Source organism: Enterobacter cloacae complex sp. HYC074_NIDB (assembly GCF_056673345.1).
This window is the reverse complement of the sequence record NZ_CP114214.1, coordinates 4,449,048-4,472,871: the sequence shown is the minus strand read 5'-3', so window position 1 is coordinate 4,472,871 and position 23,824 is coordinate 4,449,048. Positions and strand designations below refer to the sequence as shown.

General features: G+C 59.3%; 27 protein-coding genes. 8 read left to right on the top strand and 19 right to left on the bottom strand.

The features are described from left to right. Window position 1: 1 nt before the first annotated feature. From O1724_RS21795 to O1724_RS21725, 15 genes are all read right to left on the bottom strand, one after another. Window positions 2-580, bottom strand: a complete 579-nt coding sequence (locus tag O1724_RS21795; protein WP_126297157.1) for a DUF3261 domain-containing protein — start codon at window positions 578-580, stop codon at window positions 2-4. Further along, the gene (locus O1724_RS21790) at window positions 577-2,898 is read right to left on the bottom strand and encodes an MMPL family transporter (protein ID WP_126297156.1); all 2,322 of its coding nucleotides are present in this window, start codon (window positions 2,896-2,898) and stop codon (window positions 577-579) included. The genes O1724_RS21795 and O1724_RS21790 overlap by 4 nt, the downstream gene beginning before the upstream one ends. Then, a complete protein-coding gene (locus O1724_RS21785) occupies window positions 2,867-3,472 on the bottom strand; it encodes an outer membrane lipoprotein carrier protein LolA (RefSeq protein ID WP_022651976.1) in 606 nt (201 codons plus the stop codon). The genes O1724_RS21790 and O1724_RS21785 overlap by 32 nt, the downstream gene beginning before the upstream one ends. Then, window positions 3,469-3,891, bottom strand: coding sequence for an acyl-CoA thioesterase (locus tag O1724_RS21780; RefSeq protein WP_003861252.1), 423 nt, complete (start codon window positions 3,889-3,891; stop codon window positions 3,469-3,471). The genes O1724_RS21785 and O1724_RS21780 overlap by 4 nt, the downstream gene beginning before the upstream one ends. A 3-nt stretch (window positions 3,892-3,894) precedes the next feature. Beyond that, window positions 3,895-5,586: a glycosyltransferase family 2 protein gene (locus tag O1724_RS21775; protein ID WP_045896763.1), complete on the bottom strand. Its 1,692-nt coding sequence runs from the start codon at window positions 5,584-5,586 to the stop codon at window positions 3,895-3,897. Next, entirely contained in the window at window positions 5,577-5,927 is a 351-nt protein-coding gene (locus O1724_RS21770) for an ApeI family dehydratase (protein ID WP_003861256.1), read from the bottom strand. Before O1724_RS21770 ends, O1724_RS21775 begins: the two co-directional genes overlap by 10 nt. Further along, window positions 5,914-7,260: an AMP-binding protein gene (locus O1724_RS21765; RefSeq protein ID WP_126297155.1), complete on the bottom strand. Its 1,347-nt coding sequence runs from the start codon at window positions 7,258-7,260 to the stop codon at window positions 5,914-5,916. Before O1724_RS21765 ends, O1724_RS21770 begins: the two co-directional genes overlap by 14 nt. After that, the gene (locus tag O1724_RS21760) at window positions 7,253-7,852 is read right to left on the bottom strand and encodes a COG4648 family protein (protein ID WP_003861260.1); all 600 of its coding nucleotides are present in this window, start codon (window positions 7,850-7,852) and stop codon (window positions 7,253-7,255) included. The genes O1724_RS21765 and O1724_RS21760 overlap by 8 nt, the downstream gene beginning before the upstream one ends. Further along, complete coding sequence (locus O1724_RS21755; protein WP_003861262.1) at window positions 7,824-8,075, bottom strand: acyl carrier protein; 252 nt, start codon at window positions 8,073-8,075, stop codon at window positions 7,824-7,826. The genes O1724_RS21760 and O1724_RS21755 overlap by 29 nt, the downstream gene beginning before the upstream one ends. Window positions 8,076-8,086: 11 nt before the next feature. Further along, the gene (locus tag O1724_RS21750) at window positions 8,087-8,344 is read right to left on the bottom strand and encodes a phosphopantetheine-binding protein (RefSeq protein ID WP_003861263.1); all 258 of its coding nucleotides are present in this window, start codon (window positions 8,342-8,344) and stop codon (window positions 8,087-8,089) included. Further along, window positions 8,325-9,140, bottom strand: a complete 816-nt coding sequence (locus O1724_RS21745; RefSeq protein WP_023314978.1) for a lysophospholipid acyltransferase family protein — start codon at window positions 9,138-9,140, stop codon at window positions 8,325-8,327. The genes O1724_RS21750 and O1724_RS21745 overlap by 20 nt, the downstream gene beginning before the upstream one ends. Next, window positions 9,137-9,859 (bottom strand): beta-ketoacyl synthase chain length factor, encoded by a 723-nt coding sequence (locus O1724_RS21740; protein ID WP_017384119.1) that lies wholly within the window; start codon window positions 9,857-9,859, stop codon window positions 9,137-9,139. Before O1724_RS21740 ends, O1724_RS21745 begins: the two co-directional genes overlap by 4 nt. Before the next feature lie 125 nt (window positions 9,860-9,984). Further along, window positions 9,985-11,034 carry an AI-2E family transporter gene (locus tag O1724_RS21735; RefSeq protein ID WP_003861270.1) on the bottom strand — a complete coding sequence of 350 codons (1,050 nt, stop codon included), beginning with the start codon at window positions 11,032-11,034 and terminating at the stop codon, window positions 9,985-9,987. Between the two features lie 135 nt (window positions 11,035-11,169). Then, window positions 11,170-11,727 carry a DcrB family lipoprotein gene (locus tag O1724_RS21730; protein ID WP_003861272.1) on the bottom strand — a complete coding sequence of 186 codons (558 nt, stop codon included), beginning with the start codon at window positions 11,725-11,727 and terminating at the stop codon, window positions 11,170-11,172. Between the two features lie 72 nt (window positions 11,728-11,799). Further along, window positions 11,800-12,465: a 7-cyano-7-deazaguanine/7-aminomethyl-7-deazaguanine transporter gene (locus tag O1724_RS21725; RefSeq protein ID WP_003861274.1), complete on the bottom strand. Its 666-nt coding sequence runs from the start codon at window positions 12,463-12,465 to the stop codon at window positions 11,800-11,802. A gap of 169 nt (window positions 12,466-12,634) precedes the next feature. Between O1724_RS21725 and tusA the strand changes: the two genes are divergently transcribed. The 4 genes from tusA to O1724_RS21705 all read left to right on the top strand — a co-directional run bounded on the left by tusA (window position 12,635) and on the right by O1724_RS21705 (window position 15,902). Beyond that, window positions 12,635-12,877, top strand: coding sequence for a sulfurtransferase TusA (tusA, locus tag O1724_RS21720; RefSeq protein ID WP_000130627.1), 243 nt, complete (start codon window positions 12,635-12,637; stop codon window positions 12,875-12,877). Between the two features lie 234 nt (window positions 12,878-13,111). Continuing rightward, on the top strand, window positions 13,112-14,083 hold the full coding sequence (locus tag O1724_RS21715; protein WP_126297154.1) for a TRAP transporter substrate-binding protein: 972 nt from the start codon (window positions 13,112-13,114) through the stop codon (window positions 14,081-14,083). Window positions 14,084-14,095: 12 nt separating this feature from the next. Continuing rightward, window positions 14,096-14,605, top strand: a complete 510-nt coding sequence (locus O1724_RS21710; RefSeq protein ID WP_003861278.1) for a TRAP transporter small permease — start codon at window positions 14,096-14,098, stop codon at window positions 14,603-14,605. Window positions 14,606-14,615: 10 nt separating this feature from the next. Next, window positions 14,616-15,902 (top strand): TRAP transporter large permease, encoded by a 1,287-nt coding sequence (locus O1724_RS21705; RefSeq protein WP_126297153.1) that lies wholly within the window; start codon window positions 14,616-14,618, stop codon window positions 15,900-15,902. Window positions 15,903-15,991: 89 nt separating this feature from the next. Here the strand turns inward: O1724_RS21705 and zntA are convergent, their stop codons facing one another. Both zntA and O1724_RS21695 read right to left on the bottom strand, forming a co-directional pair. Next, a complete protein-coding gene (gene zntA / locus O1724_RS21700) occupies window positions 15,992-18,163 on the bottom strand; it encodes a Zn(II)/Cd(II)/Pb(II) translocating P-type ATPase ZntA (RefSeq protein WP_126297152.1) in 2,172 nt (723 codons plus the stop codon). Window positions 18,164-18,239: 76 nt separating this feature from the next. Continuing rightward, window positions 18,240-18,866: a lysoplasmalogenase gene (locus tag O1724_RS21695; protein WP_003861515.1), complete on the bottom strand. Its 627-nt coding sequence runs from the start codon at window positions 18,864-18,866 to the stop codon at window positions 18,240-18,242. A gap of 129 nt (window positions 18,867-18,995) precedes the next feature. On the opposite strand from O1724_RS21695, the gene O1724_RS21690 reads away from it, so the two are divergent. Next, window positions 18,996-19,352 carry a DUF2500 domain-containing protein gene (locus tag O1724_RS21690; RefSeq protein ID WP_003861518.1) on the top strand — a complete coding sequence of 119 codons (357 nt, stop codon included), beginning with the start codon at window positions 18,996-18,998 and terminating at the stop codon, window positions 19,350-19,352. A 60-nt stretch (window positions 19,353-19,412) separates the two neighbouring features. On the opposite strand, the gene O1724_RS21685 is transcribed toward O1724_RS21690, so the two are convergent. Next, on the bottom strand, window positions 19,413-19,694 hold the full coding sequence (locus O1724_RS21685) for a DUF1145 family protein (protein ID WP_022649670.1): 282 nt from the start codon (window positions 19,692-19,694) through the stop codon (window positions 19,413-19,415). Further along, entirely contained in the window at window positions 19,678-20,280 is a 603-nt protein-coding gene (gene rsmD, locus O1724_RS21680) for a 16S rRNA (guanine(966)-N(2))-methyltransferase (protein ID WP_003861523.1), read from the bottom strand. Before rsmD ends, O1724_RS21685 begins: the two co-directional genes overlap by 17 nt. Before the next feature lie 127 nt (window positions 20,281-20,407). Between rsmD and ftsY the strand changes: the two genes are divergently transcribed. Genes ftsY through ftsX form a run of 3 tightly spaced genes read left to right on the top strand, consistent with a single transcriptional unit; the run spans window position 20,408 to window position 23,584 of the window. Continuing rightward, window positions 20,408-21,868, top strand: a complete 1,461-nt coding sequence (ftsY, locus tag O1724_RS21675; protein WP_214595488.1) for a signal recognition particle-docking protein FtsY — start codon at window positions 20,408-20,410, stop codon at window positions 21,866-21,868. A gap of 2 nt (window positions 21,869-21,870) precedes the next feature. Beyond that, window positions 21,871-22,542 (top strand): cell division ATP-binding protein FtsE, encoded by a 672-nt coding sequence (ftsE, locus tag O1724_RS21670; RefSeq protein ID WP_003861525.1) that lies wholly within the window; start codon window positions 21,871-21,873, stop codon window positions 22,540-22,542. Then, window positions 22,529-23,584: a permease-like cell division protein FtsX gene (ftsX, locus tag O1724_RS21665; RefSeq protein ID WP_003861527.1), complete on the top strand. Its 1,056-nt coding sequence runs from the start codon at window positions 22,529-22,531 to the stop codon at window positions 23,582-23,584. Before ftsE ends, ftsX begins: the two co-directional genes overlap by 14 nt. The last annotated feature ends 240 nt before the right edge of the window (window positions 23,585-23,824 follow it).

Here is a 23,824-nt window from a genome sequence, read left to right as displayed (position 1 = left end):
CTCAGTCACCCAGATATTGAATGGTGATGTGGTAGTGAAAAGCGTGCTGCACAATGCTAATCGGTTCGCGCCTGCCGTTACGGTTCAGGTAGGCAATTTCCGTGACCAGCTTGCCATCGGGGTTGCGCAGTTCGCGTCTGGTGTCAGTATCGTTCAGCGTCCAGCCTTTCGGCAACTGCGGCTGCCAGGCGCTGAGCGGCCAGTGGCTCAGCATCACGTCGGCCAGCACCTGGCTGGCGGGCGGCAGCTGCGGCATCACAACCGACTGCTCGGTGTGGATCCCGGTGTCGTCGTAGGTGGCGAGGAACAGGCGGATCCCGACGGAGGAGAGGCCGGCAAGCGTCACTTTATTTCCGTCGGCGTTCAGCATCACCAGCAGCGACTGGGTCTGGCCTTTAAAACTGCCGGTAAGCAACTGCTGCGTGCGGATGGCAGGCGTGATGCCCGGCGGGGGCAGCGTGACGCGGGTGCCGGGCTGGAGCCAGGCCTGAGGGCGCGCGTCATCGCGGTTCGTCGTATGGCTACACCCCGCCAGCAACAGGGCCATCATCACTGCCGCCAGGCGAATGAAACGGGTCATGGTAAGTTCTCTTTGTTAGACGGCATCGCCAGCGGGGCGAGCAGGAACGCGGTGAAGATACCGCTCACCAGCACAATGCCAAAGCTGCTGATGGCCTGAGTGGTGCTGAATACCAGCATCCCCAGCGTCAGCAGGGTGGTCATCATGGCGAGGGTAATCGCCAGCATGGAGGTCAGCGGCGTGCCGCGCGGGTTGCTGAAAAACAGCGTGTAGTTGATGCCAATGCCGAGGACCAGCACCAGCGCCAGCAGGGAAAACAGGTTCACCGGATGGCCCGTCACGGCCAGCGCCGCCAGCCCGCCGCCCAGCGACAGCACGGACGGCACCAGCGCCACCAGCCCTTTTCGCCAGCCGAGGCGTAGCATCGCGCCGCAGGCAATCACCGCCAGCGCCACGCCCAGCAGCCCCGACAGCAGCGAGCGGTAGAGCGCAAACAGGCTGTCGAAGCTGGCCTTACGGTCAACCCAGACGACCCCGGGATGGCGGGCGGCCAGCTCACCGAGCGCGGCGCTGTTTCTGACGCCATCGACCGGGACCAGCACACCGCTTTTGCCGTCCGGCAACGTCAGCCACAGCAAACGCCAGCCCTCGCTGGCCGGGCTGGCGAGCCACGCCTCCACGCTGACAGGCATGGCGTTCAGATTCGGGGCGACGGCGTTCAGCCCCGTGCTTTGCAGCATTTTCACCACCGTCGGTGCGGCGTTGCGCAGCAGATGCAGATCGCTGTTCTGTCGCGCCAGCGAGTTCAGCGGCAGGGTACGCCAGCGGGTTAATTCACCGGCTTTTTGCGCCTGCGCCAGCGCCGGGGTAAATGCCTCCAGCCGCTCCAGCGTTTCCTGAGCCGACGCGCCGTACACCAAGAACCATTTCTGATCGACATTTTGCCCGGTCAGGGCGGTGATGGTTTTTTCCTGCGCCAGAATGTCCTGCGGCAGCGCCTGAAGCCGGGCGATATCGTCATCCACCCGCAGGCTGGCGATCCCGATGGCGGAGAGCAGCGCCAGTGCTACCGGCAGCCCGACGGAGAGGGCTTTACCGTCGCGCCAGGCGTCCAGCCAGCGCTGCATCATCCCTCTCAGGGGGACCGGGCGGACCGGCATGCCCCGGCACAGCCACGGATGCCAGAACATTACCGTCAGGCACGAGGCGCTCAGCCCTGCGGCGGCGAACACCGCCATCTGACGAATGCCGGGGAAGGGGGCCAGCATCATGAAGAGATACGCCACGACGGTGGTCAGCAGCGCCAGCAGCAGCGCGTTACGCACTTTTGCCAGGCTTTGCCAGGGCGAGTGTTCCGCGCCGTGCACCATCCGCTCCGTGAGGTAGTAAATCGTATAGTCCGCCGAGATGCCGATAATGCTCATGCTCATCACCAGCGTCATCAGGTGCAGCTCACCGAACAGCAGGAGCGTCACGACCGTCCCCGCCAGCGCGCCGATGGCAATGGAGAGCAGGCTCAGCAGCAGCGGACGCACGGAGCGAAACATCGACACAATCAGCAGGATCACCCCGAGCACCGTGGCGACGCCAAGCGTGGAAATATCGTTTTTAGCCTGCTGGCTGGCGTAATCGCTGTAGAACACCGTCCCGCGCGAGAGCAGCTGCGCCTGTGGATACTGGCTTTTCAGCGTCTGCTGCAACGCGTTGAGGGTGGTCACCAGCTGGTGGGTTTGCTGCATGTCAAACGACGAGCCCGCCAGCTCGCCGTGTAGCAGATACCAGTAGTTCCCGGCCGCATCTTTTGTCACCAGCCAGCCGTCCATCAGCTGCATCTTCTGGCTGTTCTTCGCCAGCGCGAGCTGCGCGCCGCGCATCAGCATCAGCGGATCGTTTTGCAGCTCCTTGCCGCTCACGCCGGAAAAGGCGGAGTAGAGCTGGGACAGGATCCACTGAGCCTGCGCTTCACCGCCGTTTTGCAGGCGGGCGCGGGTGGCCGGATCGACCAGGCCATTGCGGTGCTGCCAGAAGAAATCTCCCCAGGCCTGTTGCCCGGCGGCATCCAGCGGACCTTTTACGACACTCAGCGCCTGGCTGCGTTGCAGCAGGGTTAACCACTGCTGCGCCACGCGCGGGTCCGGCTGTTTGCCGGGGCTGACCAGCCAGATGAGCTGGCGGTCGAGGCGCTGCATAAATCCGTCGTTGAGAGCGGGAGGGATCGCGCCGAGCGTCTGTTTCGGCAGCATGGCGAGCACGCTGCTGTTCAGCCGCGAGCCAGGCAGGAGCGACAGCAGCACGCCCAGCAGGATCAGGCATACCGCGGCCCACAGCAGCGCCGGGCGCAGGGCGTTACGGTGCGGCAAAGCGCTGGCGTTCTGCATCAGTCAGGCGGGCGGGCGTCAGTTGGTGGCGGGAGAGGGCGATATCCGTCGTGTCGCCCTGCTTATCGTTCAGGCGAATGGATTCCAGATAGATCGCGCCCTTCAAATCAAGGGTGGAGAAAATCTTGTCCAGCGGCGTGGTGACGGGCGTCAGCACCAGCGACCAGCGGCCTTCGCCCAGGTCTTTGAAATCGACGCGGAAGTTCTCTTCCAGTACCTTGCGGTCGGCCTGGAACAGCGCCCGCAGCAGATGGTTGAACTGAAACATCTGCGGGTTAGTGTCGGCGGTAATGGTCTGCGGCGACTGACCGTTGACGATCTGCACCATCCGTTTGTCATCCAGCAGCAGCGTCATCGGGAACGGCGCTTTTTGATCCCACAGCAGGCCATTGTCACGGGCGATTAGCATCTCCCCCTGCGAGCGCAGGGGCTGAGGCATATCCTTGATCGTGCGGGTCTGTTCGAAGTGTGCGCGTACTACCGGTTGCTCCGCAAACCGCTGTTGCAGTTCATCCAGCGTGACCGCGTTCACCAGCGGGCTTACCAGCAGCGCGAGTAGCGTTATCCATTTCATGGCGCGATCCCCATGCGTTCGAACAGAATGGCCGGGCTGACAAAGCACATCTCCCGGCTTGCTTCTTCCACCGCCACCTGAATGGTGTAGCCGGTGGTGGTGCGTTTCCCGGTTTGCGCGTCGAAGATTTGATAGGCGATGCGCAGACGGTTTTCAACCTCTTCAATGTGGGCGCGGATGCGAATGCGCTGCTCGAAGGTCACCGCGTCGCGGTATTTCACCCGGGTATCCACCACCGGCCAGACGTAGCCGGACGCTTTCATCTGGCGATAGCCGTAATCAAACTGGTTGAGCAGCGCTTCGCGGGCAATCTCAAAGTAGCGGAAGTAGTTGCCGTGCCACACCACGCCCATCATATCGACGTCGTGGAACGGAACGGTGATTTCAACTTCAGCCGTAAAGCGGGGATCGGTCAGCACCCTTTACTCCTTCTCGTTGATCTCTGGCAGCTGCCAGAAATCGAAAAAATTAAACCAGTCGAGCGGCGACAAGAGCGCGTAATGCTCCAGCCGCTCCGCATAGCGGTCGACGGTCTGCTGTAGCGCCTGCTGGCGTTCGCCGCGCGGCAGCAGCAGCGGGTCGGCAAACGGCTCGCAGTGCAGGGTCAGCTTTCCCTGCTGACAGAGGGCAAAAATCAGCACCACCGGGCAGCGCAAAATGGACGCCAGGATAAACGGCCCCTGCGGGAACGGCGCGGGCTGGCCCATAAATTCGCTCCATATCACCCGCCAGCTACCGCCGCGCTGCGGGGTGACGGCAATGCGATCGCCCACGATCGCCACCCATTCGCCGCGATCCAGCTTCTCTTTGATGAGGATGGCGGTCTCCGGGCCAATGTCGGTGACCGGCATCAGGTGAATGCCCGCCTGCGGCGCCATCTCCTCCATCACCTGCTTAAAACGTCTGGCGTTGTCGCTAAAGACCAGCGCGTTGATGGTTTTCGCCCCTTCGCGCTGGGCCAGCGCCCGGCAGGCTTCCACATCGCCAAGATGCGACGCGAGCAGCAGTTTGCCCTGAGGATCGTCGAGCCCCAGCGCCTCCTGCGCGCCTGGCGCAAAGACCAGATCGCGATGGAGTTTCATTTCGCCGCGCCAGCTGGCCACTTTGTTCAGCATGGCATGACCGAAGCGCAGGAAGTGGGAAAAACTGTTAAGCCGTGCGGGTCGCGGCATTTGCCGCTGTGCCATCACCGTTTTAACCCGCGCCAGCCACTGCTGCGACGCCTGACGCGCAGCGCGGGCGGTTAGCCAGTAGACGGCCGTAACCGGCCACAGCAGGGCGGTAAACGCCTTACGCCCCAGCAGTTGCCAGACGCGCAGCATCAGGCGCATGCCCCATAATCCTTTCACCTCCTGCTGCTGCGCCCAGTGCTGCGAGCGGCGACGCATCAGCAGGGAAAGAATGCGCGGCAGCATGCCGAGAAACAGACGGGTATGCATCAACGAGATGCGCACGTTGTCTTTCAGGGCATCGAAATGGGATACCCCGTTCGGCGGATAGGTCACGCGGGTGGGCAGAAAATAGCTGGTGTTGCCCTGCCAGTAGAGGCGCACCATCACTTCGGTATCAAAATCCATTCGCCTGCCGAGCGGCGTGGTTGCTGCAAGGCGCAAAACCGGGGCTATCGGGTAAACGCGAAACCCGCACATGCTGTCTTTCAGTTGTAGGGAGAGGGTTTCAATCCAGACCCAGACGTGCGTTATCCAGCGGCCGTACAGGCGCGAACGGGGGATCGAGTCATCGTAAACGGGCTGCCCGGAAATGAGCGCATCGGGATAGCGTTCGGCCAGCGCCAGCAGTTTGGGGATGTCTTCGATAGCGTGCTGGCCGTCAGCGTCCACCTGAACGGCGTGGGTGAAGCCGCGATCGGCGCAGTCTTTCAGCCCCTGCATCACCGCCGCGCCTTTGCCGCTGTTTTCGGCCAGCCGCAGCAGTGTGATCTGCGGACGATCCGCCGCCAGCGCTTCAAGCGTGCGGCGCGTGGTTTCATCGCTGCCGTCATCCACCACCAGACAGGGCAGATCGAAAGGCGCCAGGCGCGCCAGCACCGAAGCCATCATCGCCCCGTGGTTATAGCACGGGATCAGCACGCAGGGACGGAAGGTTACTGACATAAGCGAATCTTCCCGCTGCTGGCGGTGTGGCGCTCGTTACCCGCATGGCGCTGGTAGCTAAAGGTCAGCATCTCGCGTTCGGGCTGCCAGGCAAGGAGCAGCGTGACCGTATTCTCCGGCAACAGCGGGGCGGCGAACTTCACGTTCTGAATACTGTGAAAACGGTAGCCCGGCGCCAGCGCGGCAGCGTAATGCATTACCCAGTCGAGCTGGGCCACGCCCGGCAGCAGCGGCTGTACGGCGAAATGTCCCTTAAACCAGAGCAGGTCAGGATCAAGATAAAAGGTTATCTCCAGATGCTGTGGATCGGGCTGGAGGCGCCCGATTTCAGGGATCTTCATGAAACAACTCCTGTAGCTGCGCAGTCACGCGCTTGTTCATGCTGTTGACCGGGATTTCATCAACGATCCGCCAGTAGCGCGGCACGGCAACCGGTTCAAGCCAGGGGCGAAGGGCGCGTCGCCAGGCGAGCTCCTGCGCTTTTTTGCCCTGTTCGTGTTGCTGACGCACCGCTTCATTCAGCACCAGCAATACGCCAATGCCCTGACGCCCGCCGCGCGTCACCGTCAGCGCGGCGGCCTCGTAGATGCCGTCCAGCGCCAGCAGGCGGCGCTCAATGTCATCGAGTGAAATGCGTTTATCTTCAATTTTGACCACCCGACCGCGGCGCCCGACGAGGCTGAACTGCCCGTCAGCCGTGAAGTGCAGGATATCATCCAGCACGACCCCCTCCACCTCGGGGATCAGCGGCGACATCACGCGATCGCCGTGAAACGTCACGCCGGGGAAAGGCTGCCAGCGGGTGCTTTCCTCCTGACGGTAGCGCCAGGCCATTACGCCTGTTTCCGTGCTGCCGTATATTTCATCCGGCCAGACGTTGAGCCAGGCCTGAACCGCGGCGACCTCCTGCCAGGGCAGCGCGCCGCCAGCGGAGAAGAGCAGGTTGACGGGGGGCGGCGTCAGTGACGCGTCCAGCCGCTTGAGAAACGCCGGACTGCTGATGAAAAGATAGCGTTTATCGTCGGGAAGGGCAGAGAGCTGCTCGGCATAGTTAAGCAGGCTGGCGTGCAGCGGCAGGCCGAGCGCCATGGGTAAGACGACACGAAACGTCAGGCCATACAGGTGGTGCAGCACCACGGAAGCCACGACGTGACAGCCCGCCAGACGCTCGCCAAAATGCGCCGCCAGAAGACGAGCCTCACGATCCAGGCTGACCACCGGCTTACTCACCCGCTGCGGCGTGCCGGTCGAGCCGGAGGTGTAAAGCTCGATCGTGCGCATCTCACCGATGGCAGGCAGCGGTGAAAAGGGATGGCCTGCCCGCTGAGCGGAAGCCACCCGCAGCTGTTGCCCCTGAAAATCGAGCGTGGTGTCGCTCAGGACACCGCTGAACAGCGCCCGCTGTTCGTTAAGCTGCGCCGCCCGGCTGTGCCCGGGGAGGACCGGCGTTTTACCCGCATGCAGCGTCGCCAGCAGCGCGACAATAAACAGATAGCCGTTTTCGATGCACAGCGCCCAGCGCTCGCCATCTTCACGACGCAGCGTGTCGACCAGCTGAGTGACGTCGTGGCGCAGATCGCCAAGCGTCCAGAGATGGTCGTCCTGCCAGGCGACAGGGGTGTCGTCAGGGCGGGGCGCACTGAGCCACTGGCTAAGCGGAAGAGGGTTAAGCATCGTTTTTCTTCACCCGTTGTCGCACCAGCCACTCGCCAGCCATCAGCGTGCCCATCAGGAGATAGGCAATCATCCCGTTCCACAGCGTCCACAGACGGATATCGGCGTGTAATACGGTAAACAGCGCGATCGCCCCGTTGATAATAAAAAAGCCGCACCAGACCTGGGTAACCCGGCGCGTGTAACGTACCCCGACGGGGGAGAGGTCCGGTTCACGCAGGCGCGCCAGCCGCTCGACGACGGGCATTGCCGTCCACAGCGAACCGCCAAACACCACCAGCATCACCAGATTCACCACCACCGGATATAACAGCACCCACTGGTGCGCGTGCAGGACGTAGCTCGCCGCGCAAAGCGCTATGCCGGCCAGCGCCACGCTTACGAACAGATAACGCAGGGGGCCGCCCTGCCGACGGGCCTGGCAGACGCGCATCAGCAGCACCAGCGCCATCACGGGCAGTATCCCGTGCAGGCTATTATTCGCCAGCCCGAAGCCGATCAAAAACGGCCATGCCAGCAGCATCAGCCCCGTCAGGGCGGGAAGAACTGGAATCGAACGCACGTTACGCGTCGCGCTGAAGCTGTTCCACAACGTCCACGACGTCCTGCACCGTGCGCACCGCTTTGAAGGTTTCAGGCTTGATTTTATGGCCCGTTTTCTTTTGCAGGTGCACCACCATATCGACGGCATCAATGCTGTCGAGGTCCAGATCCTCGTAAAGACGTGCCTCAGGGGTAATATCCTCCGGGGCGATTTCAAACAGCGTAATAAGAAGCGCAGAGACTTCCTGATAAATCGTTTGTTGTTCTGTCATAGCGGTCATTCTCAGGCGCGTTGTTGATGGATAAAAGCCGCGAGCGTGGCAACGGAATAAAAGTGCTGACGCATCTCATCACTTTCGGCAGAAAGCACTACGCCGTACTGATTTTTTACCGCCAGCCCCAGCTCAAGGGCGTCGATTGAGTCCAGACCGAGGCCGTCGCCAAAGAGCGCGGCGTCTGTATCAATATCCTCTGGGGTAAGTTCTTCCAGATTCAGCGTAGAGATAATGAGATTCTTAATTTCAAGATAGAGCGCTTGCATCTTTCGTTCCTGACAAAGATTGAAGACCGGTTGTTAACTGATGCTGCATATGCCGGTTTAACTGCCTTGCTGCCAGCGCGGGTTCGTGCTGACTCGCATCATAAAAATCATGAATGTTGATGCGTTCGCGAACATCCACGGTGAAAACAGGTTTGTTGGGGGGCACGTTATACCAGCTGCTCTGTTTATCCAGCATCCGTTCGCTACAGTGGATCACCACCACGCGCACGGCGCTGTTGCAGCGAACGGCGATATTCGCCGCCCCACGTTGCAGGGTCATGACTTCCCCCACCCGGGTGCGGGTGCCTTCAGGGAAGATAAGCAGGGTGTCGCCCTGGGACAGACGCTGCTGGCTTGCGGCAAGCAGCGTGTCGGCTTCGCTGTTAATCAGATAGTCAGCCGCGCGGATCACGCCGCTGACGAACGGGTTACGCAGCAACGCGCTTTTCACCAGACAGTCGGTTTCGTTCATCACCGACGCCAGCAGAACGTAGTCCAGCAGCGAGGGATGATTCGCAATCACCAGACAGCCCCGCTCGGCGCGTAGAACGTCCAGGTTGTTGAAACGGTAATCCAGTACTCCTACACCGCGTACCACCGCGAGGAACAGGCGAAAACTGGCAGAAATAGTACGGCGTGCCAGGCGGCGACGTTGGGTGCGGTCGCGCTGGAAAATCAGCAGCAGGTTAAACCATACCAGCGACAGCGTCAGTCCGCCGAGGCCGAACAGGGCGAAGCACAATCCGGTCATCAGCATCCGCCATAACCGATCGAGGCGGGAACGTAACCCTCTCATTGGCGCGTCCATTGCCACAGCAGGCGCTCGCCCGGCAGGGTGAACTGGCGCTCGTCCCGCAGGTAATGGCGCAGGAACTGGAGGCTTTGCGGCAGCGCGGGCTCTTCAGGCGTGCGGTTGACGTGCGTTTCACAGCTGAGCGTATTTCCGGCTTCAATCACCAGCGCCAGCGCGTAGGGCCAGACGGGCATCTGCGGTGGCAACCCGGCGTGATAAAAATCAGGCAGCAGACCGTCGAAATCCACCAGCAATACGCGGGAGTAGCCCGCATGCAGCAGGCTCAGCACGTCGCACAAGCTCTGCTGGAAGGTATCCATACCGGCGGAAACCGACGAAGAGACAACAGGCTGACGCGCGGCGATAGTGAGATTGCCGACCGCCGAGTTGTGTACCGACATGGCAAAATCGGTGGGGGAAACGGGCTGTTCTGCCGCCAGGGCCTGGAGAATACGGAAATTGCGCTCCAGCTCCCCATGACGGCTGCTGTAGACGACGGCATCGATGCGGTGTTTGCGCAGCATCATCAGGCCAAGATCGACGGCCAGCCTGCTGCCTGAATTCAGGCGGCGGGCGGTCATCATCGGCAGATCGGTCAGTTTCGCCAGCGGTGCAGCGGGATCGATGGCGTCAGACCGGCGTGACCATGCCTGCCATTCGTCGGCATCGCTGAGTCCTGGCGCTCTTGCCTGCCAGTCGATAAGGGTAAGTGTAAATTTCATCTACGCGCGTCCGCGATAAACCTGTTTCTGTGACTTTTTCTTCGCCAGCGCGATTTACTGCGCACATCGTACAATGTTGTCGTCGCGCTGGCGAATAAACGTCACTTTTGACCCTTTCCACCCGGTTATCCCGGCAAACGGCTTTTTGGCCGACCCGGACCCAGAAGAATGGCGAGTTTACTGCCTCCTTTCGTGGTTTCCATCCAGATTTTACAGACGCTGGTGAGCGGCACGGAGAGCAGCATGCCCACCGGACCCAGCAGCCATCCCCAGATCAGTAACGATAAAAACACCACCATCGTCGACATGCCCAGACGGTGGCCCATCATGCGTGGCTCAAGAATGTTACCCAGCACCATATGCACGACGAGGAACAGCGCCCCTACCAGCATGCACTCATAAAAACCGTTAAACAGGAACGCCTGGATCATCGGCGGAACGGCGGAAAGCACCGCGCCGATATTGGGTACGTAGTTCAGTAAAAACGCCAGCACGCCCCACATCAGCGCGAACTGCACGTCCAGCAGTACCAGCCCCAGCCAGACAATCACGCCGGTCCACAGGCTTAACAATGTTTTCAGCGCCAGATATTTGGACACGCCCTTCAGCGCGCGGTGCAAGCCGGCAATGTGGATCTGCGGATTGTTCAGGGCAAAACGCAGCTTATACGGCACGTGGCGCACTTCGAACAGCATAAACACCACTGTCATCACCAGCAGCAGAATGCTGGCCATTGCCCCGGAAAGCCCGGTCATCAACGTGGTGGCGTAGGTCATCACCTTCTCGGAATCCATCCGGCGCAGCATCCGTTCCGGTGAGATATGCAGATTCACGAACGGCAACATGCGCTGAAGATCGACCAGCTTGCGCGTCAGCTCTTTATTGTACTGCGGCAGCATGGTGGAAAATTCGCTCAGCGAGGCGGCGAGCACGCCGAACAGCGCCGTCAGGACAACCAGCATCACCATCACCACAATGGTAATCGCGACCGGGCGGCTGATGCCCCGGCGTAAAAACCATGTCACCAGCGGGTTGAGCACAATGGCGAAAAACAGCGCCAGCAGAAGCTGAACAATGATATCCGCCGCCGCGTGGATACCCGCAAGGATAACCACCAGGCAGGCAAGTTTTAATAAAATATGAAGTCCGGCTTTGTCGGGCGGGCTGGCAGTCATAAGAATTCCTTTTTCCGGGGGGCGTGTTAATTGTAGTGCGCCGGATGGGCTTCGTCTGGAGCGTTAGTCTGAAAGTCGTGGCAAAAAAATGGCCCCCGGCGCAAGCGACGGAGGCCACGGCATCCCGGTGAACGATTACTGGATCACGAGGGTGTTAATGATGTTTTCAGCGGCGGTCTGCGCTTTCTGCTGATTATCTGCCGGCAGGGTGATCTGCATGGTCAGCAGTTTATTGTCCACCTTGCCGAGCACCACGGAGGAGTACGCGGTCTGGCCTTTGGCAGAGATGATGCTGTCCAGCTGTTGCAGCGTGTGGCCTTTCAGTTCAACAGACTTGTTGGTGACCACCTGAAGCTGCGGGTCGCGGCTGCGCTGCTGATCTTCCAGGCGTTTGGCCAGCACGCCCAGATCTTCGCTGGTATCGTCACCGACGATCACAATCACCGCTTTTTGGCCGGTGGCATCGGAATAGACGTGCATATTGTTCGCCTGGGTACCCAGCTTACCGCTCTGGTCGGTCATGTCCGCGGGCAGAGAGAAACTGAGTTTGCCATCCATCAGGCTCACCGGCTGACCGGTGGCGTTGCTTTCTGCTGACGCGCCCTGAGCAGGCGTTTTGGTGTCGCTGTTATCACAGGCTGCAAGGCCAACAACCAGCAGGCCAATCCCGACATATTTAACCAGATTGCGCATTGACTTCTTCCTTTCGATAAACGGCCATAACGGCTCATTCGTTCATCTTATCACAACTGATAAAGCGAACCCTTAACCTGCCTGCAATGCGGAGATTTCAGATTTATCTGCCAGCCTTTTCAGCAGCATATTCAACAGTACGCCGTACATCGGCAGGAAGAAGACCAGGCTGATAAGCACCTTAAAGGCGTAGTCCACCAGAGCGATTTCCATCCAGTGTTCTGCCATGAAGGCGTCCGGGCTGCGCCAGAAGGCGATGAAGAAGAAGGCCAGCGTATCGCTCACGTTACCGAACAGCGTGGAGGCCGTTGGCGCCATCCACCAGCGATGGTTTTGACGCAGGCGGTTAAACACGTGGACATCGAGGATCTGCCCCAGGGCGTAGGCCATAAAGCTGGCGGTGGCAATACGCGCGACGAACAGGTTGAAGTGCGTCAGCGCTTCGAAGCCCTGCCAGCTTCCCATGTAAAACAGCGAGGAGATGGCGTAGGAGACAAACAGTGCCGGGATCATCACCGCAAAAATAATCCGCCGCGCCAGCGGTGCGCCAAAAATACGCACGGTTAAATCCGTCGCAAGGAAAATAAACGGGAAACTGAACGCGCCCCAGGTGGTATGGAAACCAAAAATGGAGATGGGGAGCTGTACCAGATAGTTACTGGAGATGATCACCAGCAGATGAAATAGCGAAAGCCAGAACAACGCCTTGACGCGCTGCGATTGTGTAAAGGAGTTCATATTGTACCTTTTTGATTAATATTTGGGGTGAGGGAACCCAATAAAGCCGCCGCATGATACTGCTTTGACGACACTTTGCAATGGCTAATTTTCACGCAATCGTTAACCTGGTTTGCATTGGCGATAGCGGGGCGTAAACTACAGCCGTTTTTACCTGAACGAGAAGAAAATGACCGACCTGTTTTCCAGCCCAGACCACACGCTTGATGCTCAGGGCCTCCGTTGCCCGGAGCCGGTAATGATGGTGCGTAAAACCGTCCGTAACATGCAGAGTGGCGAAACGCTGCTGATCGTCGCCGATGACCCGGCTACCACCCGTGATATCCCCGGCTTTTGTACCTTTATGGAACATGAGCTGGTGGCGCAGCAAACCGAGACCTTGCCGTACCGGTATTTGATTCGTAAGGGGTAAGTGCGGCCTGACGCCCGGCGGCGCTTCGCTTGCACGGGCCTACGGGTGTAGTAGGTCGGGTAAGGCGCAGCCGCCACCCGACAAGTACTCATCACAATTTCGAACCATCGTTTCAAAATTTCGCGCTTTTTGTGAGGCGCTTCACCCTCCCTTTTCCAGCCGTAGTCTAATTTTTAAGCGTCAAAAATTAAAACATCGTTTTAACGCTTATCTCACTACCCTGGAGTTGACTTAATGAAAACGACCCTCAAGCCGTTACTGGCCGCGCTGTGTCTGACTGCTTTCGCCTGCACCGTTTCTGCCCAGACCATTAAAGCCGCCGATGTGCATCCCGAAGGCTACCCGAACGTGGTGGCGGTCCAGCACATGGGTGAAAAACTCAAACAACAAACCGATGGCAAGCTGGAGATTAAGGTCTTCCCCGGCGGCGTGCTGGGGGATGAAAAGCAGATGATTGAGCAGGCGCAGATGGGGGCGATCGACATGATCCGCGTCTCCATGGCACCGGTGGCTGCCATCCTGCCGGATATCGAAGTGTTTACCCTGCCCTACGTATTCCGCGATGAAGACCACATGCACAAGGTGATTGACGGGGATATCGGCAAGCAGATCGGCGACAAACTCACCGCCAACCCGAAATCGCGTCTGGTCTTCCTTGGCTGGATGGATTCCGGCACCCGCAACCTGATCACCAAAGAGCCGATCGTCAAACCGGACGATCTGAAAGGGAAGAAAATCCGCGTGCAGGGCAGCCCGGTGGCGCTGGCCACGCTGAAAGCGATGGGAGCGAACTCGGTGGCGATGGGCGTCAGCGAGGTTTATAGCGGCATGCAGACCGGGGTGATCGACGGCGCGGAGAACAACCCGCCAACCTTTATCGCCCATAACTATATGCCGGTCGCCAAAAACTACACGCTGAGCGGCCACTTTATCACCCCGGAAATGCTGCTCTACTCCAAAGTGAAATGGGAGAAGCTCAGCGCTGACGAACAGCAAAAGATCCTGACGCTGGCCCGCGAAGCGCAGTTCGAGCAGCGCAAGCTGTGGAATGCGTATAACGACCAGGCGCTGGCGAAAATGAAGGCCGGCGGCGTGCAGTTCCACGACATCGATAAAACGGTGTTTATCAAGGCGACAGAGCCGGTGCGCGCGCAGTATGGCGATAAGCATCAGGATCTGATGAAAGCCATCGCTGACGTTCAGTAAGCCGGAGTACGTATGTCCGAACTCTACCTGAAGTGGATGGACCGTCTGTACCTGCTCGCCATGGTGGTGGCGGGTCTCTCGCTACTGGTGATGACGATTGTGATCCCCATTGGCATCTTCTCTCGCTATGTGCTCAATCGCGGCGAATCCTGGCCGGAGCCGATCGCCATTATCTGCATGGTGACGTTTACCTTTATCGGCGCGGCGGTGAGCTATCGCGCCGGGTCGCATATCGCGGTCAACATGCTCACCGACCGCCTGCCCGCGTCGCTGCAAAGAGTGTGCGCGCGAGTGGTAGATCTGCTGATGCTGCTCATCTCCGGCCTGATGTGCTGGTACAGCTACTGGCTGTGCGTCGAGCTGTGGGAGCAGCCGGTGGCGGAGTTTCCGCTCCTGACCTCCGGCGAAAGCTATCTGCCGCTGCCTGTCGGGTCGGCCATTTTGATCCTGTTTGTGCTTGAACGCCTGCTGTTTGGCTCGCAGGAAAACCGTCCGGTCGTGCTGATCGGCAATCACAGTTAAGGGGTGAACAATGGATGCGTTTGTTTTGTTATTCACCCTCGCCATTTTGCTGGCGCTGGGGATGCCGGTGGCCTTCGCCGTCGGCTTAAGCGCCGTGGCGGGCGCGCTGTGGATTGACCTGCCGCTGGAGGCGCTGATGATCCAGATCACCAGTGGAGTGAATAAATTTACCCTGCTGGCGATCCCGTTCTTCATTCTTGCCGGGGCGATCATGGCGGAAGGGGGTATTGCCCGACGGCTGGTTAACTTCGCGTACGTTTTTGTCGGCTTTATTCGCGGCGGGCTGTCGCTGGTGAACATCGTGGCATCAACGTTCTTCGGCGCGATTTCCGGCTCGTCGGTGGCGGATACGGCGTCTATCGGCAGCGTGATGATCCCGGAGATGGAGAAGAAGGGCTATCCGCGCGAATACGCGGCGGCGGTGACGGCCAGCGGGTCGGTGCAGGCGATCCTGATCCCGCCCAGCCACAACTCGGTGATTTACTCCCTGGCGGCAGGGGGAACGGTTTCCATCGCCACGCTGTTTATCGCGGGCGTGCTGCCGGGCCTGCTGATGGGCGTGAGCCTGATGGTGCTCTGCCTGTGCTTCGCCCGCAAGCGCGGCTATCCGAAGGGGGACAAAATCCCGTTCAGGCAGGCGCTGAAAATCATGCTCGATGCCCTGTGGGGGCTGATGACGGTGGTGATTATCCTCGGCGGGATCTTGTCCGGGATATTCACGGCGACCGAATCTGCCGCCGTGGCCTGCCTGTGGGCGTTTTTCGTCACTATGTTTATCTACCGCGACTATAAATGGAGCGAACTGCCGAAGCTGATGTGCCGCACGGTGAAAACCGTCACCATCGTGATGATTTTGATTGGCTTTGCCGCGGCGTTTGGCGCGGTAATGACCTACATGCAGCTGCCGATGCGCATCACCGAATTCTTCACGTCGCTCTCCGATAACAAATACGTGATCCTGATGTACCTCAATATCATGCTGCTGCTGATTGGCACGCTGATGGACATGGCGCCGATCATCCTGATCCTGACCCCGGTGCTGCTGCCGGTGACCAATTCGCTGGGGATCGACCCGGTGCATTTCGGGATGATCATGATGGTAAACCTGGGGATTGGGCTGATCACGCCGCCGGTCGGATCGGTGCTGTTCGTGGCGAGCGCGGTGAGTAAGCAGAAGATCGAGCACGTGGTGCGGGCGATGCTGCCGTTTTACGGTATGTTGCTGGTGGTGCTGGGGATGGTGACGTACATCCCGGCGATTTCATTGTGGTTGCCGGGGCTGCTAGGGATGCAGTGATGCGTGCGGCCTGATGCCCTCACCCCGGCCCTCTCCCGCGGGGAGAGGGGGCAAACACGAGAAACGGCAACCCGGTTGCCGTTTCACTTTTACCTTTGGCGCAACAGCCGCAACGCGTTCGCCGTAACCAGCACCGTCGCCCCCGTATCCGCCAGTACCGCCAGCCACAGTCCGGTCATGCCGAGCAGCGTGGTGACCAGGAAAATCCCCTTCAGACCCAGCGCAATGCCGATGTTCTGCCGAATATTGGCGCGCGTCGCCCGCGCAAGATCTATCATCTGCGCCAGCCCGGTCAGGCGGTTGTGCGTCAGCGCCGCGTCGGCGGTCTCCAGCGCCACGTCGGTGCCGCTGCCCATCGCAATGCCGATGGTGGAAGCTTTCATTGCCGGGGCATCGTTTATCCCGTCCCCGACCATCGCCAGCGGGGCGTTGCTGTTCAGCTCGGTTACCGCGCTGACTTTATCCGCAGGCAACAATCCGGCCTTAAACTCCAGCCCCAGCTCACCGGCAATCGCCGCCGCCGCGCGCGGATTATCGCCGGTCAGGATCACGCCCTGTACTCCCAGCCTGTGCAGCGCGTCGACGGCGTCTTTCGCATCGTCACGCAGGGTGTCGCGCAGCGCCAGCATGCCCATCGGTACACCGTCCTGCATCACGGCAACGACCGTCTGCCCGGCCTGCTCTAATGCCTCAACCTGTGGATTCGGGAACGCGCCTGCCGCGGCGATCAGCACTTTTTTGCCTTCGACCACAGCCTCAATCCCTGACCCGACCAGCGCTCGCTGGGCGGTTGCCGGAGGGATGTTCAGCCCGCGCGACTGCGCTTCTCGCACAATCGCCTGCGCCAGCGGGTGAGTGGAGCCCTGCTCCACGGCAGCGGCCAGCGTCAGCAGGGCGTCTTCACTGATGTCCTGCGGATACACGCCGGTCACCTGCGGCTTGCCGACGGTCAGCGTGCCGGTTTTATCGAAGGCGATGTGCTGAACCTGGCTCAGCTGTTCCAGCGCCGCGCCGCCCTTAATCAGCGCCCCGCGACGTGCCGCCGCCGCCAGCCCTGAGGTAATCGCCGCCGGGGTGGAGATCACCAGCGCACACGGACAGCCGATCAGCAGCAGCGTCAGCCCTTTGTAAATCCAGCCCTCCCACGGCGCGCCGAAGCACAGCGGCGGGACGACGGTGACCAGCAGCGCCACCAGCATGATGGCGGGGGTGTAAATCCGGCTGAAGCGATCGATAAAGCGTTCTACCGGCGCGCGGCGCTCCTCGGCCTCTTCAATCAGCCTGAGGATGCGGTCGATGGCGCTGTCGCCCGGTTCGGAAAGGACCGTCAACTGCACCAGTCGGTCGACGCTGGTGGCGCCCGCAGGCACCTTTTCACCCGCCGCGCGCGCTACCGGGATGGATTCTCCGGTCAGGGCACTTTCGTCAAAACTTGCGGTGGCAGTAACGAGGGCCCCATCGGCTGGCAGGCGTCCGCCTGCGGGCACTTCAATCACGTCGCCCGGGCGCAGGGTGTTGATGGCGACCGTTTCACGCTGACCATCAATAACCCGCGTGGCGGTTTCCGGCTTCAGCGCCATCAGCGCGCTCACCCCTTTACGCGCCCGGCTCGCCGCCCAGCCCTCAAGGCGTTCGCCAATTAAGAACAGCAGCAGCACCATCGCCGCTTCCGCCGTCGCGCCAATAAACAGCGCCCCGATAGCCGCCACGCTCATCAGCGTTTCGATGGCAAACCAGCTGCCGCTTCTCATCAGACGCAGCGCCTGACGCGCAATCGGGAACAGGCCAACCAGCGTGGTGGCGATAAACGCCAGGTTGCCGAATGGGTGGTTGATCTGCTCCAGCCCCCAGCTCAGGGCCATCATGATGATGAGGGTGATAAGGGGCAGATTTTCTTTTAGCGGGGACGTTTTTTCTGCGGGCGCCGTTTCGCTGCGCAGGGTATAACCCGCTTTGCTGACGGCGGCTTCAACCTGTCTGCTGACGTCGTTTTCGGCGCTGACCAGCAGCTTTTCGGTAGCGAACAGCACCTGAACGTGATTCACGCCTGGCACCTGCTTCACCGCATTTTCCACTTTGCGGGCGCAGGCCGCGCAGTCCATGCCGTTGACCACCCAACTGTAGCGGTTGCCGCTTTCAGGCAGCGCTTCGGTCTGGGTTTCGCACGCGCCCTCGCAGCAGCAGTCCTCTTTTGGCGGAACCGGGCTGAGCTTAAGTGCCGAGAATTGGGGAACTTTTTTAGGTGTTTCTGGAGTCGACATGGCAGTCTCCGGTAATGATAATTTTCTCATTAACCGCAGCATACACTCTGGAGTCGACTCCAGAGTCAAGCGTTATTTAGATATACAGCGAACGCACAATCAGGAAGTGTCCGGCAAAGTAACAGGCGGCGGAAATCGCATTATCCGCACGGAAGCGGCGACGATAGTGGCTGCCCAGCCAGACGATATTACCCAACAGCAACAGTGCGGCACCGAAGAACGCAGACATTGCAGGCGCCGTCGGACGGAAGAACCACAGCTCGCCCGCCAGCCACACCATCACCAGCGTCATAGCGATAAACGTACAGACCGGCAGACGCATCTCTTCCAGACGCGACCAGATCACCGCGATCAGCAGGGCGCCAATCACCAGCAGCACCAGCGGCAGCGGCCAGAAGAAGGAGAGCGTCATCTGGCTGGCAAAGTAGATGGTATAGAGCAGATGTGACAGGAAGAACGCCCCCACGGCGTACAGCAGGCGCTGACGCGGCAGCAAGGTTAAGGCATCGCCAATCAGGGAAGCACACAGCCCCGCGAGGACAAGATAGCTAACGGCGTTAAACATCGGGGCCTGCCAGGCAAGCAACAGCAGGAGTAATAGCGTGACGGGTTTAAATAACCAGCGCTGCCAGGCTGGGCCACGGTAGGACGCATCGACGTAAAGCCATGCGGAAAAACAGACAGCGATAAATGACCAAAGCATATTAACTCCCTGTAACTGTTGAGGCTGAATGATCAGTTCCTGATCCAGTGTAGTGACGCGAGCGGTCGTTTGGCAATGCCGGGGCAGGCGAGGTATCCTGAATTCCGCATAATCTGATGGGATTTTTCAATGAGCAAGATGCCGCTGTTTTTCATTATCGTAGTGGCGATTATCGTCATTGCCGCCTCGTTTCGCTTCGTGCAGCAGCGCCGTGAGAAAGCCGACAATGACGCCGCGCCGCTGATGCAAAAGCGCGTGGTGGTGACGAACAAGCGTGAGAAGCCGCTTAACGACCGCCGCTCCCGCCAGCAGCAGGTGACGCCTGCGGGCACAACGATGCGCTATGAAGCGAGCTTTAAGCCGGAAACCGGCGGGCTGGAGATGACCTTCCGCCTGGAGGCGCAGCAGTACCATCAGCTGACGGTGGGAGAGAAAGGCACGTTGAGCTATAAAGGGTCGCGTTTTGTAGGTTTTAGGGCTGAATAATGCACGATCGGTCCCCTCTCCCAGTGGGAGAGGGTTAGGGTGAGGGCATCACACCGCACCTTACTTCTTCACCTGCGCCTTAAACTTCTTCATCCACACCAGCAGCTCAAATACGCCGAAAATAAACACCCGCAGCTGCTGCCAGCCGGTCATCGGTGGGCTATCTTTCGGCAGTCCGTTTTTCAGCATCACCATCTGTAAGGCATGCATGAACGCGGTAAAAATCAGCGCCACGTTAATGAAGATATTCAGCGGACGCGGGAACGGGTGCACCAGATTCAAAATCAAAAATGCCCAGACGCCCAGCATCAGCAAGCGCCCTACGTTAATCAGTACTGGCATCGGATCCTCCTTGTGCCTGACGGTGATACAGACGATAAGCCACCTGGCCGGCGACCTTCTCGCGGTGCAGATCCCAGTGAACGGGAACGGGCGGCAGACCATTTTCCACTTCGCTTTCAACGTAAATCAGCGCGTCATCCGCCAGCCAACCATTTTGCTCCAGCAGGGATAGCGTCTCTTCCAGCAGCCCTTTACGGAACGGCGGGTCAACAAACACCACGTTGTACGGCGTCCCCTGTTGGGCGAGGAAGCTCAGCGTGTTGGTATTCACCACTTTGGCGTTGGTTGCCTTCAGCGTAGCCAAATTTTGCTGCAACGTCTGCGCGACGCCGCGCTCCATCTCCAGCAGCGTGGCGCTGGCAGCATAGCGCGACAGCGCTTCCAGCCCTAATGCACCGCTTCCGGCGAAGCAGTCCAGGCAGTTGGCGTCTACCATAGACGGGGCGAGCCAGTTAAACAGCGTCTCGCGAACGCGGTCCGTGGTGGGGCGTAAACCGGGGCTGTCCGGCACCGGTAATTTCCGGCCTCGCCACTGACCGCCGATAATGCGAATTTGACCGGCCGGGGCGCGGGTGGGTTTCTTCATCTCAGGAAAGCTCTGTTAACCATAGCCCTGCGATTGCGGGCGGTGATGTCAATTAAGTAAAGTGTTAGACTATTTCATCATTTTTTTAGCTTCCCTGTATATAGCGCCGCGAGGAGTGTAGTCGCAGATGGCAAAACAAAAAAAACGTGGCTTCTTTTCCTGGTTGGGTTTCGGTGAAAAAGAGCAAGAAACAGAACAGAAAACCGAAGAACAGCAGGTTGTAGAAGAGCAGTCACAGCCTGAAACGCCTGTCGAAACCGCTGCGGTTGTCGAAGCGGAAGAGCCAGCGCACAGCAAAGAAGAGATTGAATCCTTTGCTGAAGAGGTGGTTGAGGTTACTGAACAGGTTCAGGAGAGCGAAAAACCAGAGCCGGTTATCGTTGAAACCCTTACCGAAGCGCCGCAGGCCGCTATCGAACACGAAGCGCTGCCGCTGCCGGAAGAGGTGAAAGCTGAAGAGGTTTCTGCCGAAGAGTGGCAGGCCGAAGCGGAAACCGTTGAAATCGTTGAGGCGGTGGAAGAAGAGGCGGCACTTGAGCCAGAGCTGACCGACGAAGAGCTGGAAGCTCAGGCGCTGGCGGCGGAAGCGGCTGAAGAAGCGGTAATCGTCGTGCCGGTGGAAGAGCTGGCCGAAGAAGAGATCGTTCAGGAGCAGGAAAAACCGACCAAAGAAGGTTTCTTCGCGCGCCTGAAGCGCAGCCTGCTCAAAACCAAAGAAAACTTAGGTTCCGGATTTATCAGTCTGTTCCGCGGCAAAAAGATCGACGACGATCTGTTTGAGGAGCTGGAAGAGCAGCTGCTGATTGCGGACGTGGGCGTGGAAACCACCCGGAAGATCATCGCCAACCTGACCGAAGGGGCGAGCCGCAAACAGCTGCGTGACGCCGAGGCGCTGTACGGCCTGCTGAAAGACGAGATGGGTGAAATTCTCGCAAAAGTTGACGAACCGCTTAATATTGAAGGCAAAATGCCGTTTGTTATCCTGATGGTTGGCGTCAACGGCGTGGGTAAAACCACCACCATCGGCAAGCTGGCGCGCCAGTTTGAGCAGCAGGGCAAATCGGTGATGCTGGCGGCGGGCGATACCTTCCGTGCGGCAGCGGTGGAACAGCTCCAGGTGTGGGGCCAGCGCAACAATATTCCGGTCATTGCTCAGCACACCGGCGCGGATTCCGCGTCCGTGATTTTCGATGCCATCCAGGCGGCGAAGTCGCGTAACGTGGACGTGCTGATTGCGGATACCGCGGGGCGTTTGCAGAACAAATCGCACCTGATGGAAGAGCTGAAGAAAATCGTTCGCGTCATGAAGAAGCTGGACGAAGATGCACCGCATGAAATTATGCTGACTATCGACGCCAGCACCGGACAGAACGCCATCAGCCAGGCGAAGCTGTTCCATGAAGCGGTAGGACTGACCGGGATCACGCTGACCAAGCTGGACGGCACCGCGAAAGGCGGGGTGATCTTCTCCGTGGCCGACCAGTTCGGCATTCCTATCCGTTACATCGGTGTGGGCGAGCGTATTGAGGATTTACGTCCGTTTAAAGCGGACGACTTTATTGAGGCACTATTTGCCCGAGAGGACTAACAATGATTCGCTTTGAACACGTCAGCAAGGCCTATCTCGGCGGGAGACAAGCGCTACAGGGGGTGACATTCCACCTCCAGCCAGGCGAGATGGCATTCCTGACCGGCCATTCCGGCGCGGGGAAAAGTACCCTGCTCAAGCTGATCTGTGGGATCGAGCGGCCAAGCGCCGGGAAAATCTGGTTCAGCGGCCATGAAATTAGCCGTCTTAAGAACCGTGAAGTGCCGTTCCTGCGTCGTCAAATTGGCATGATTTTTCAGGATCACCACCTGCTGATGGATCGCACGGTTTTCGATAACGTCGCGATCCCGCTGATTATTGCCGGCGCCAGTTACGATGATATCCGCCGTCGCGTTTCGGCGGCGCTGGATAAGGTCGGGCTGCTGGACAAAGCGAAGAACTTCCCAATCCAGCTCTCAGGCGGTGAGCAGCAGCGCGTGGGTATCGCCCGTGCGGTGGTGAACAAGCCTGCCGTTTTGCTGGCGGATGAACCGACCGGTAACCTGGACGATGCCCTCTCTGAAGGGATCCTGCGTCTGTTTGAGGAATTTAACCGCGTGGGGGTCACGGTACTGATGGCGACGCACGACATGGGGCTGATCTCCCGCCGTTCGTACCGTATGCTGACCCTGAGCGATGGGCATTTGCACGGAGGCCACGGTGAACAAGCGTGATGCAATGAACCAGATTCGGCAGTTCAGCAACCGGTTTGACCGTTTCCGCAAGCCTCAGGGCGGTGGTGACGGCAATCGCAATGCGCCTAAGCGTGCCAAAGCGACACCGAAACCGAACTCCCGCAAAACCAACGTCTTTAACGAGCAGGTGCGGTATGCCTTCCAGGGCGCGTTGCAGGATCTGAAAAGCAAACCGCTGGCGACGTTCCTGACGGTGATGGTGATTGCCATCTCCCTGACGCTGCCCAGCGTCTGCTATATGGTTTACAAAAACGTAAACCAGGCGGCGTCCCAGTACTATCCGTCGCCGCAGATCACCGTTTATCTGGATAAAGCCCTCGACGATAACGCGGCGGCTCAGGTGGTGGGGCAGATTCAGGCCGAGCAGGGCGTGGAGAAGGTGAACTATCTTTCCCGCGATGAAGCGCTGGGTGAGTTCCGCAACTGGTCCGGATTCGGCGGCGCGCTGGATATGCTTGAAGAGAACCCGCTGCCCGCGGTGGCGGTGGTGATCCCGAAACTCGATTTCCAGGGCACGGATTCGCTCAACACCCTGCGCGACCGCATTACCCGCATTAACGGGATTGATGAAGTGCGCATGGACGACAGCTGGTTTGCCCGTCTTGCCGCCCTGACCGGGCTGGTAGGACGCGTGTCGGCGATGATCGGCGTGCTGATGGTGGCGGCGGTGTTCCTCGTCATCGGTAATAGCGTGCGCCTGAGCATCTTCGCCCGTCGCGATACCATCAACGTGCAGAAACTGATTGGCGCAACGGATGGTTTCATCCTCCGCCCGTTCCTTTACGGCGGCGCGTTATTAGGTTTTTCTGGTGCATTTCTTTCATTGATTTTGTCAGAAATTTTGGTGATGCGGCTGTCGTCAGCCGTCACCGAGGTGGCGCAGGTTTTCGGAACTAAGTTTGATATCAGTGGTTTAGGTTTCGATGAGTGCCTGCTGTTACTGCTGGTGTGCTCCATGATCGGCTGGGTGGCGGCATGGCTGGCAACGGTTCAACATTTACGCCACTTTACTCCCGACTAATAAAAGCGTGATATAATCTTTCCCTGCACCGAGATGTTCGCTTGCAGGGAAAGCGTCCCTGTTGTCTCTTCCCCTGTAATCATCTTCATGTCACATTTTGTGCGTAATTTATTCACTGTTCCACCTGGAACTTGTGGATAAAATCACTGTCTGATAAAAGAGTGAATGCTAATCTCGTTGCTCAAACGCTTTGGCATGGTTGTTGCCTGACGGGGACAACCTGGACCAGAAGAAACATTG

Coding starts and splice junctions, on each gene's coding strand:
- O1724_RS21795 (WP_126297157.1), bottom strand. CDS start 580: ATGACCCGTTTCATTCGCCTGGCGGCAGTGATGATGGCCCTGTTGCTG.
- O1724_RS21790 (WP_126297156.1), bottom strand. CDS start 2,898: ATGCAGAACGCCAGCGCTTTGCCGCACCGTAACGCCCTGCGCCCGGCG.
- O1724_RS21785 (WP_022651976.1), bottom strand. CDS start 3,472: ATGAAATGGATAACGCTACTCGCGCTGCTGGTAAGCCCGCTGGTGAAC.
- O1724_RS21775 (WP_045896763.1), bottom strand. CDS start 5,586: ATGTCAGTAACCTTCCGTCCCTGCGTGCTGATCCCGTGCTATAACCAC.
- O1724_RS21770 (WP_003861256.1), bottom strand. CDS start 5,927: ATGAAGATCCCTGAAATCGGGCGCCTCCAGCCCGATCCACAGCATCTG.
- O1724_RS21765 (WP_126297155.1), bottom strand. CDS start 7,260: ATGCTTAACCCTCTTCCGCTTAGCCAGTGGCTCAGTGCGCCCCGCCCT.
- O1724_RS21755 (WP_003861262.1), bottom strand. CDS start 8,075: ATGACAGAACAACAAACGATTTATCAGGAAGTCTCTGCGCTTCTTATT.
- O1724_RS21750 (WP_003861263.1), bottom strand. CDS start 8,344: ATGCAAGCGCTCTATCTTGAAATTAAGAATCTCATTATCTCTACGCTG.
- O1724_RS21745 (WP_023314978.1), bottom strand. CDS start 9,140: ATGAGAGGGTTACGTTCCCGCCTCGATCGGTTATGGCGGATGCTGATG.
- O1724_RS21740 (WP_017384119.1), bottom strand. CDS start 9,859: ATGAAATTTACACTTACCCTTATCGACTGGCAGGCAAGAGCGCCAGGA.
- O1724_RS21735 (WP_003861270.1), bottom strand. CDS start 11,034: ATGACTGCCAGCCCGCCCGACAAAGCCGGACTTCATATTTTATTAAAA.
- O1724_RS21730 (WP_003861272.1), bottom strand. CDS start 11,727: ATGCGCAATCTGGTTAAATATGTCGGGATTGGCCTGCTGGTTGTTGGC.
- O1724_RS21725 (WP_003861274.1), bottom strand. CDS start 12,465: ATGAACTCCTTTACACAATCGCAGCGCGTCAAGGCGTTGTTCTGGCTT.
- tusA (WP_000130627.1), top strand. CDS start 12,635: ATGACCGACCTGTTTTCCAGCCCAGACCACACGCTTGATGCTCAGGGC.
- O1724_RS21715 (WP_126297154.1), top strand. CDS start 13,112: ATGAAAACGACCCTCAAGCCGTTACTGGCCGCGCTGTGTCTGACTGCT.
- O1724_RS21710 (WP_003861278.1), top strand. CDS start 14,096: ATGTCCGAACTCTACCTGAAGTGGATGGACCGTCTGTACCTGCTCGCC.
- O1724_RS21705 (WP_126297153.1), top strand. CDS start 14,616: ATGGATGCGTTTGTTTTGTTATTCACCCTCGCCATTTTGCTGGCGCTG.
- zntA (WP_126297152.1), bottom strand. CDS start 18,163: ATGTCGACTCCAGAAACACCTAAAAAAGTTCCCCAATTCTCGGCACTT.
- O1724_RS21695 (WP_003861515.1), bottom strand. CDS start 18,866: ATGCTTTGGTCATTTATCGCTGTCTGTTTTTCCGCATGGCTTTACGTC.
- O1724_RS21690 (WP_003861518.1), top strand. CDS start 18,996: ATGAGCAAGATGCCGCTGTTTTTCATTATCGTAGTGGCGATTATCGTC.
- O1724_RS21685 (WP_022649670.1), bottom strand. CDS start 19,694: ATGCCAGTACTGATTAACGTAGGGCGCTTGCTGATGCTGGGCGTCTGG.
- rsmD (WP_003861523.1), bottom strand. CDS start 20,280: ATGAAGAAACCCACCCGCGCCCCGGCCGGTCAAATTCGCATTATCGGC.
- ftsY (WP_214595488.1), top strand. CDS start 20,408: ATGGCAAAACAAAAAAAACGTGGCTTCTTTTCCTGGTTGGGTTTCGGT.
- ftsE (WP_003861525.1), top strand. CDS start 21,871: ATGATTCGCTTTGAACACGTCAGCAAGGCCTATCTCGGCGGGAGACAA.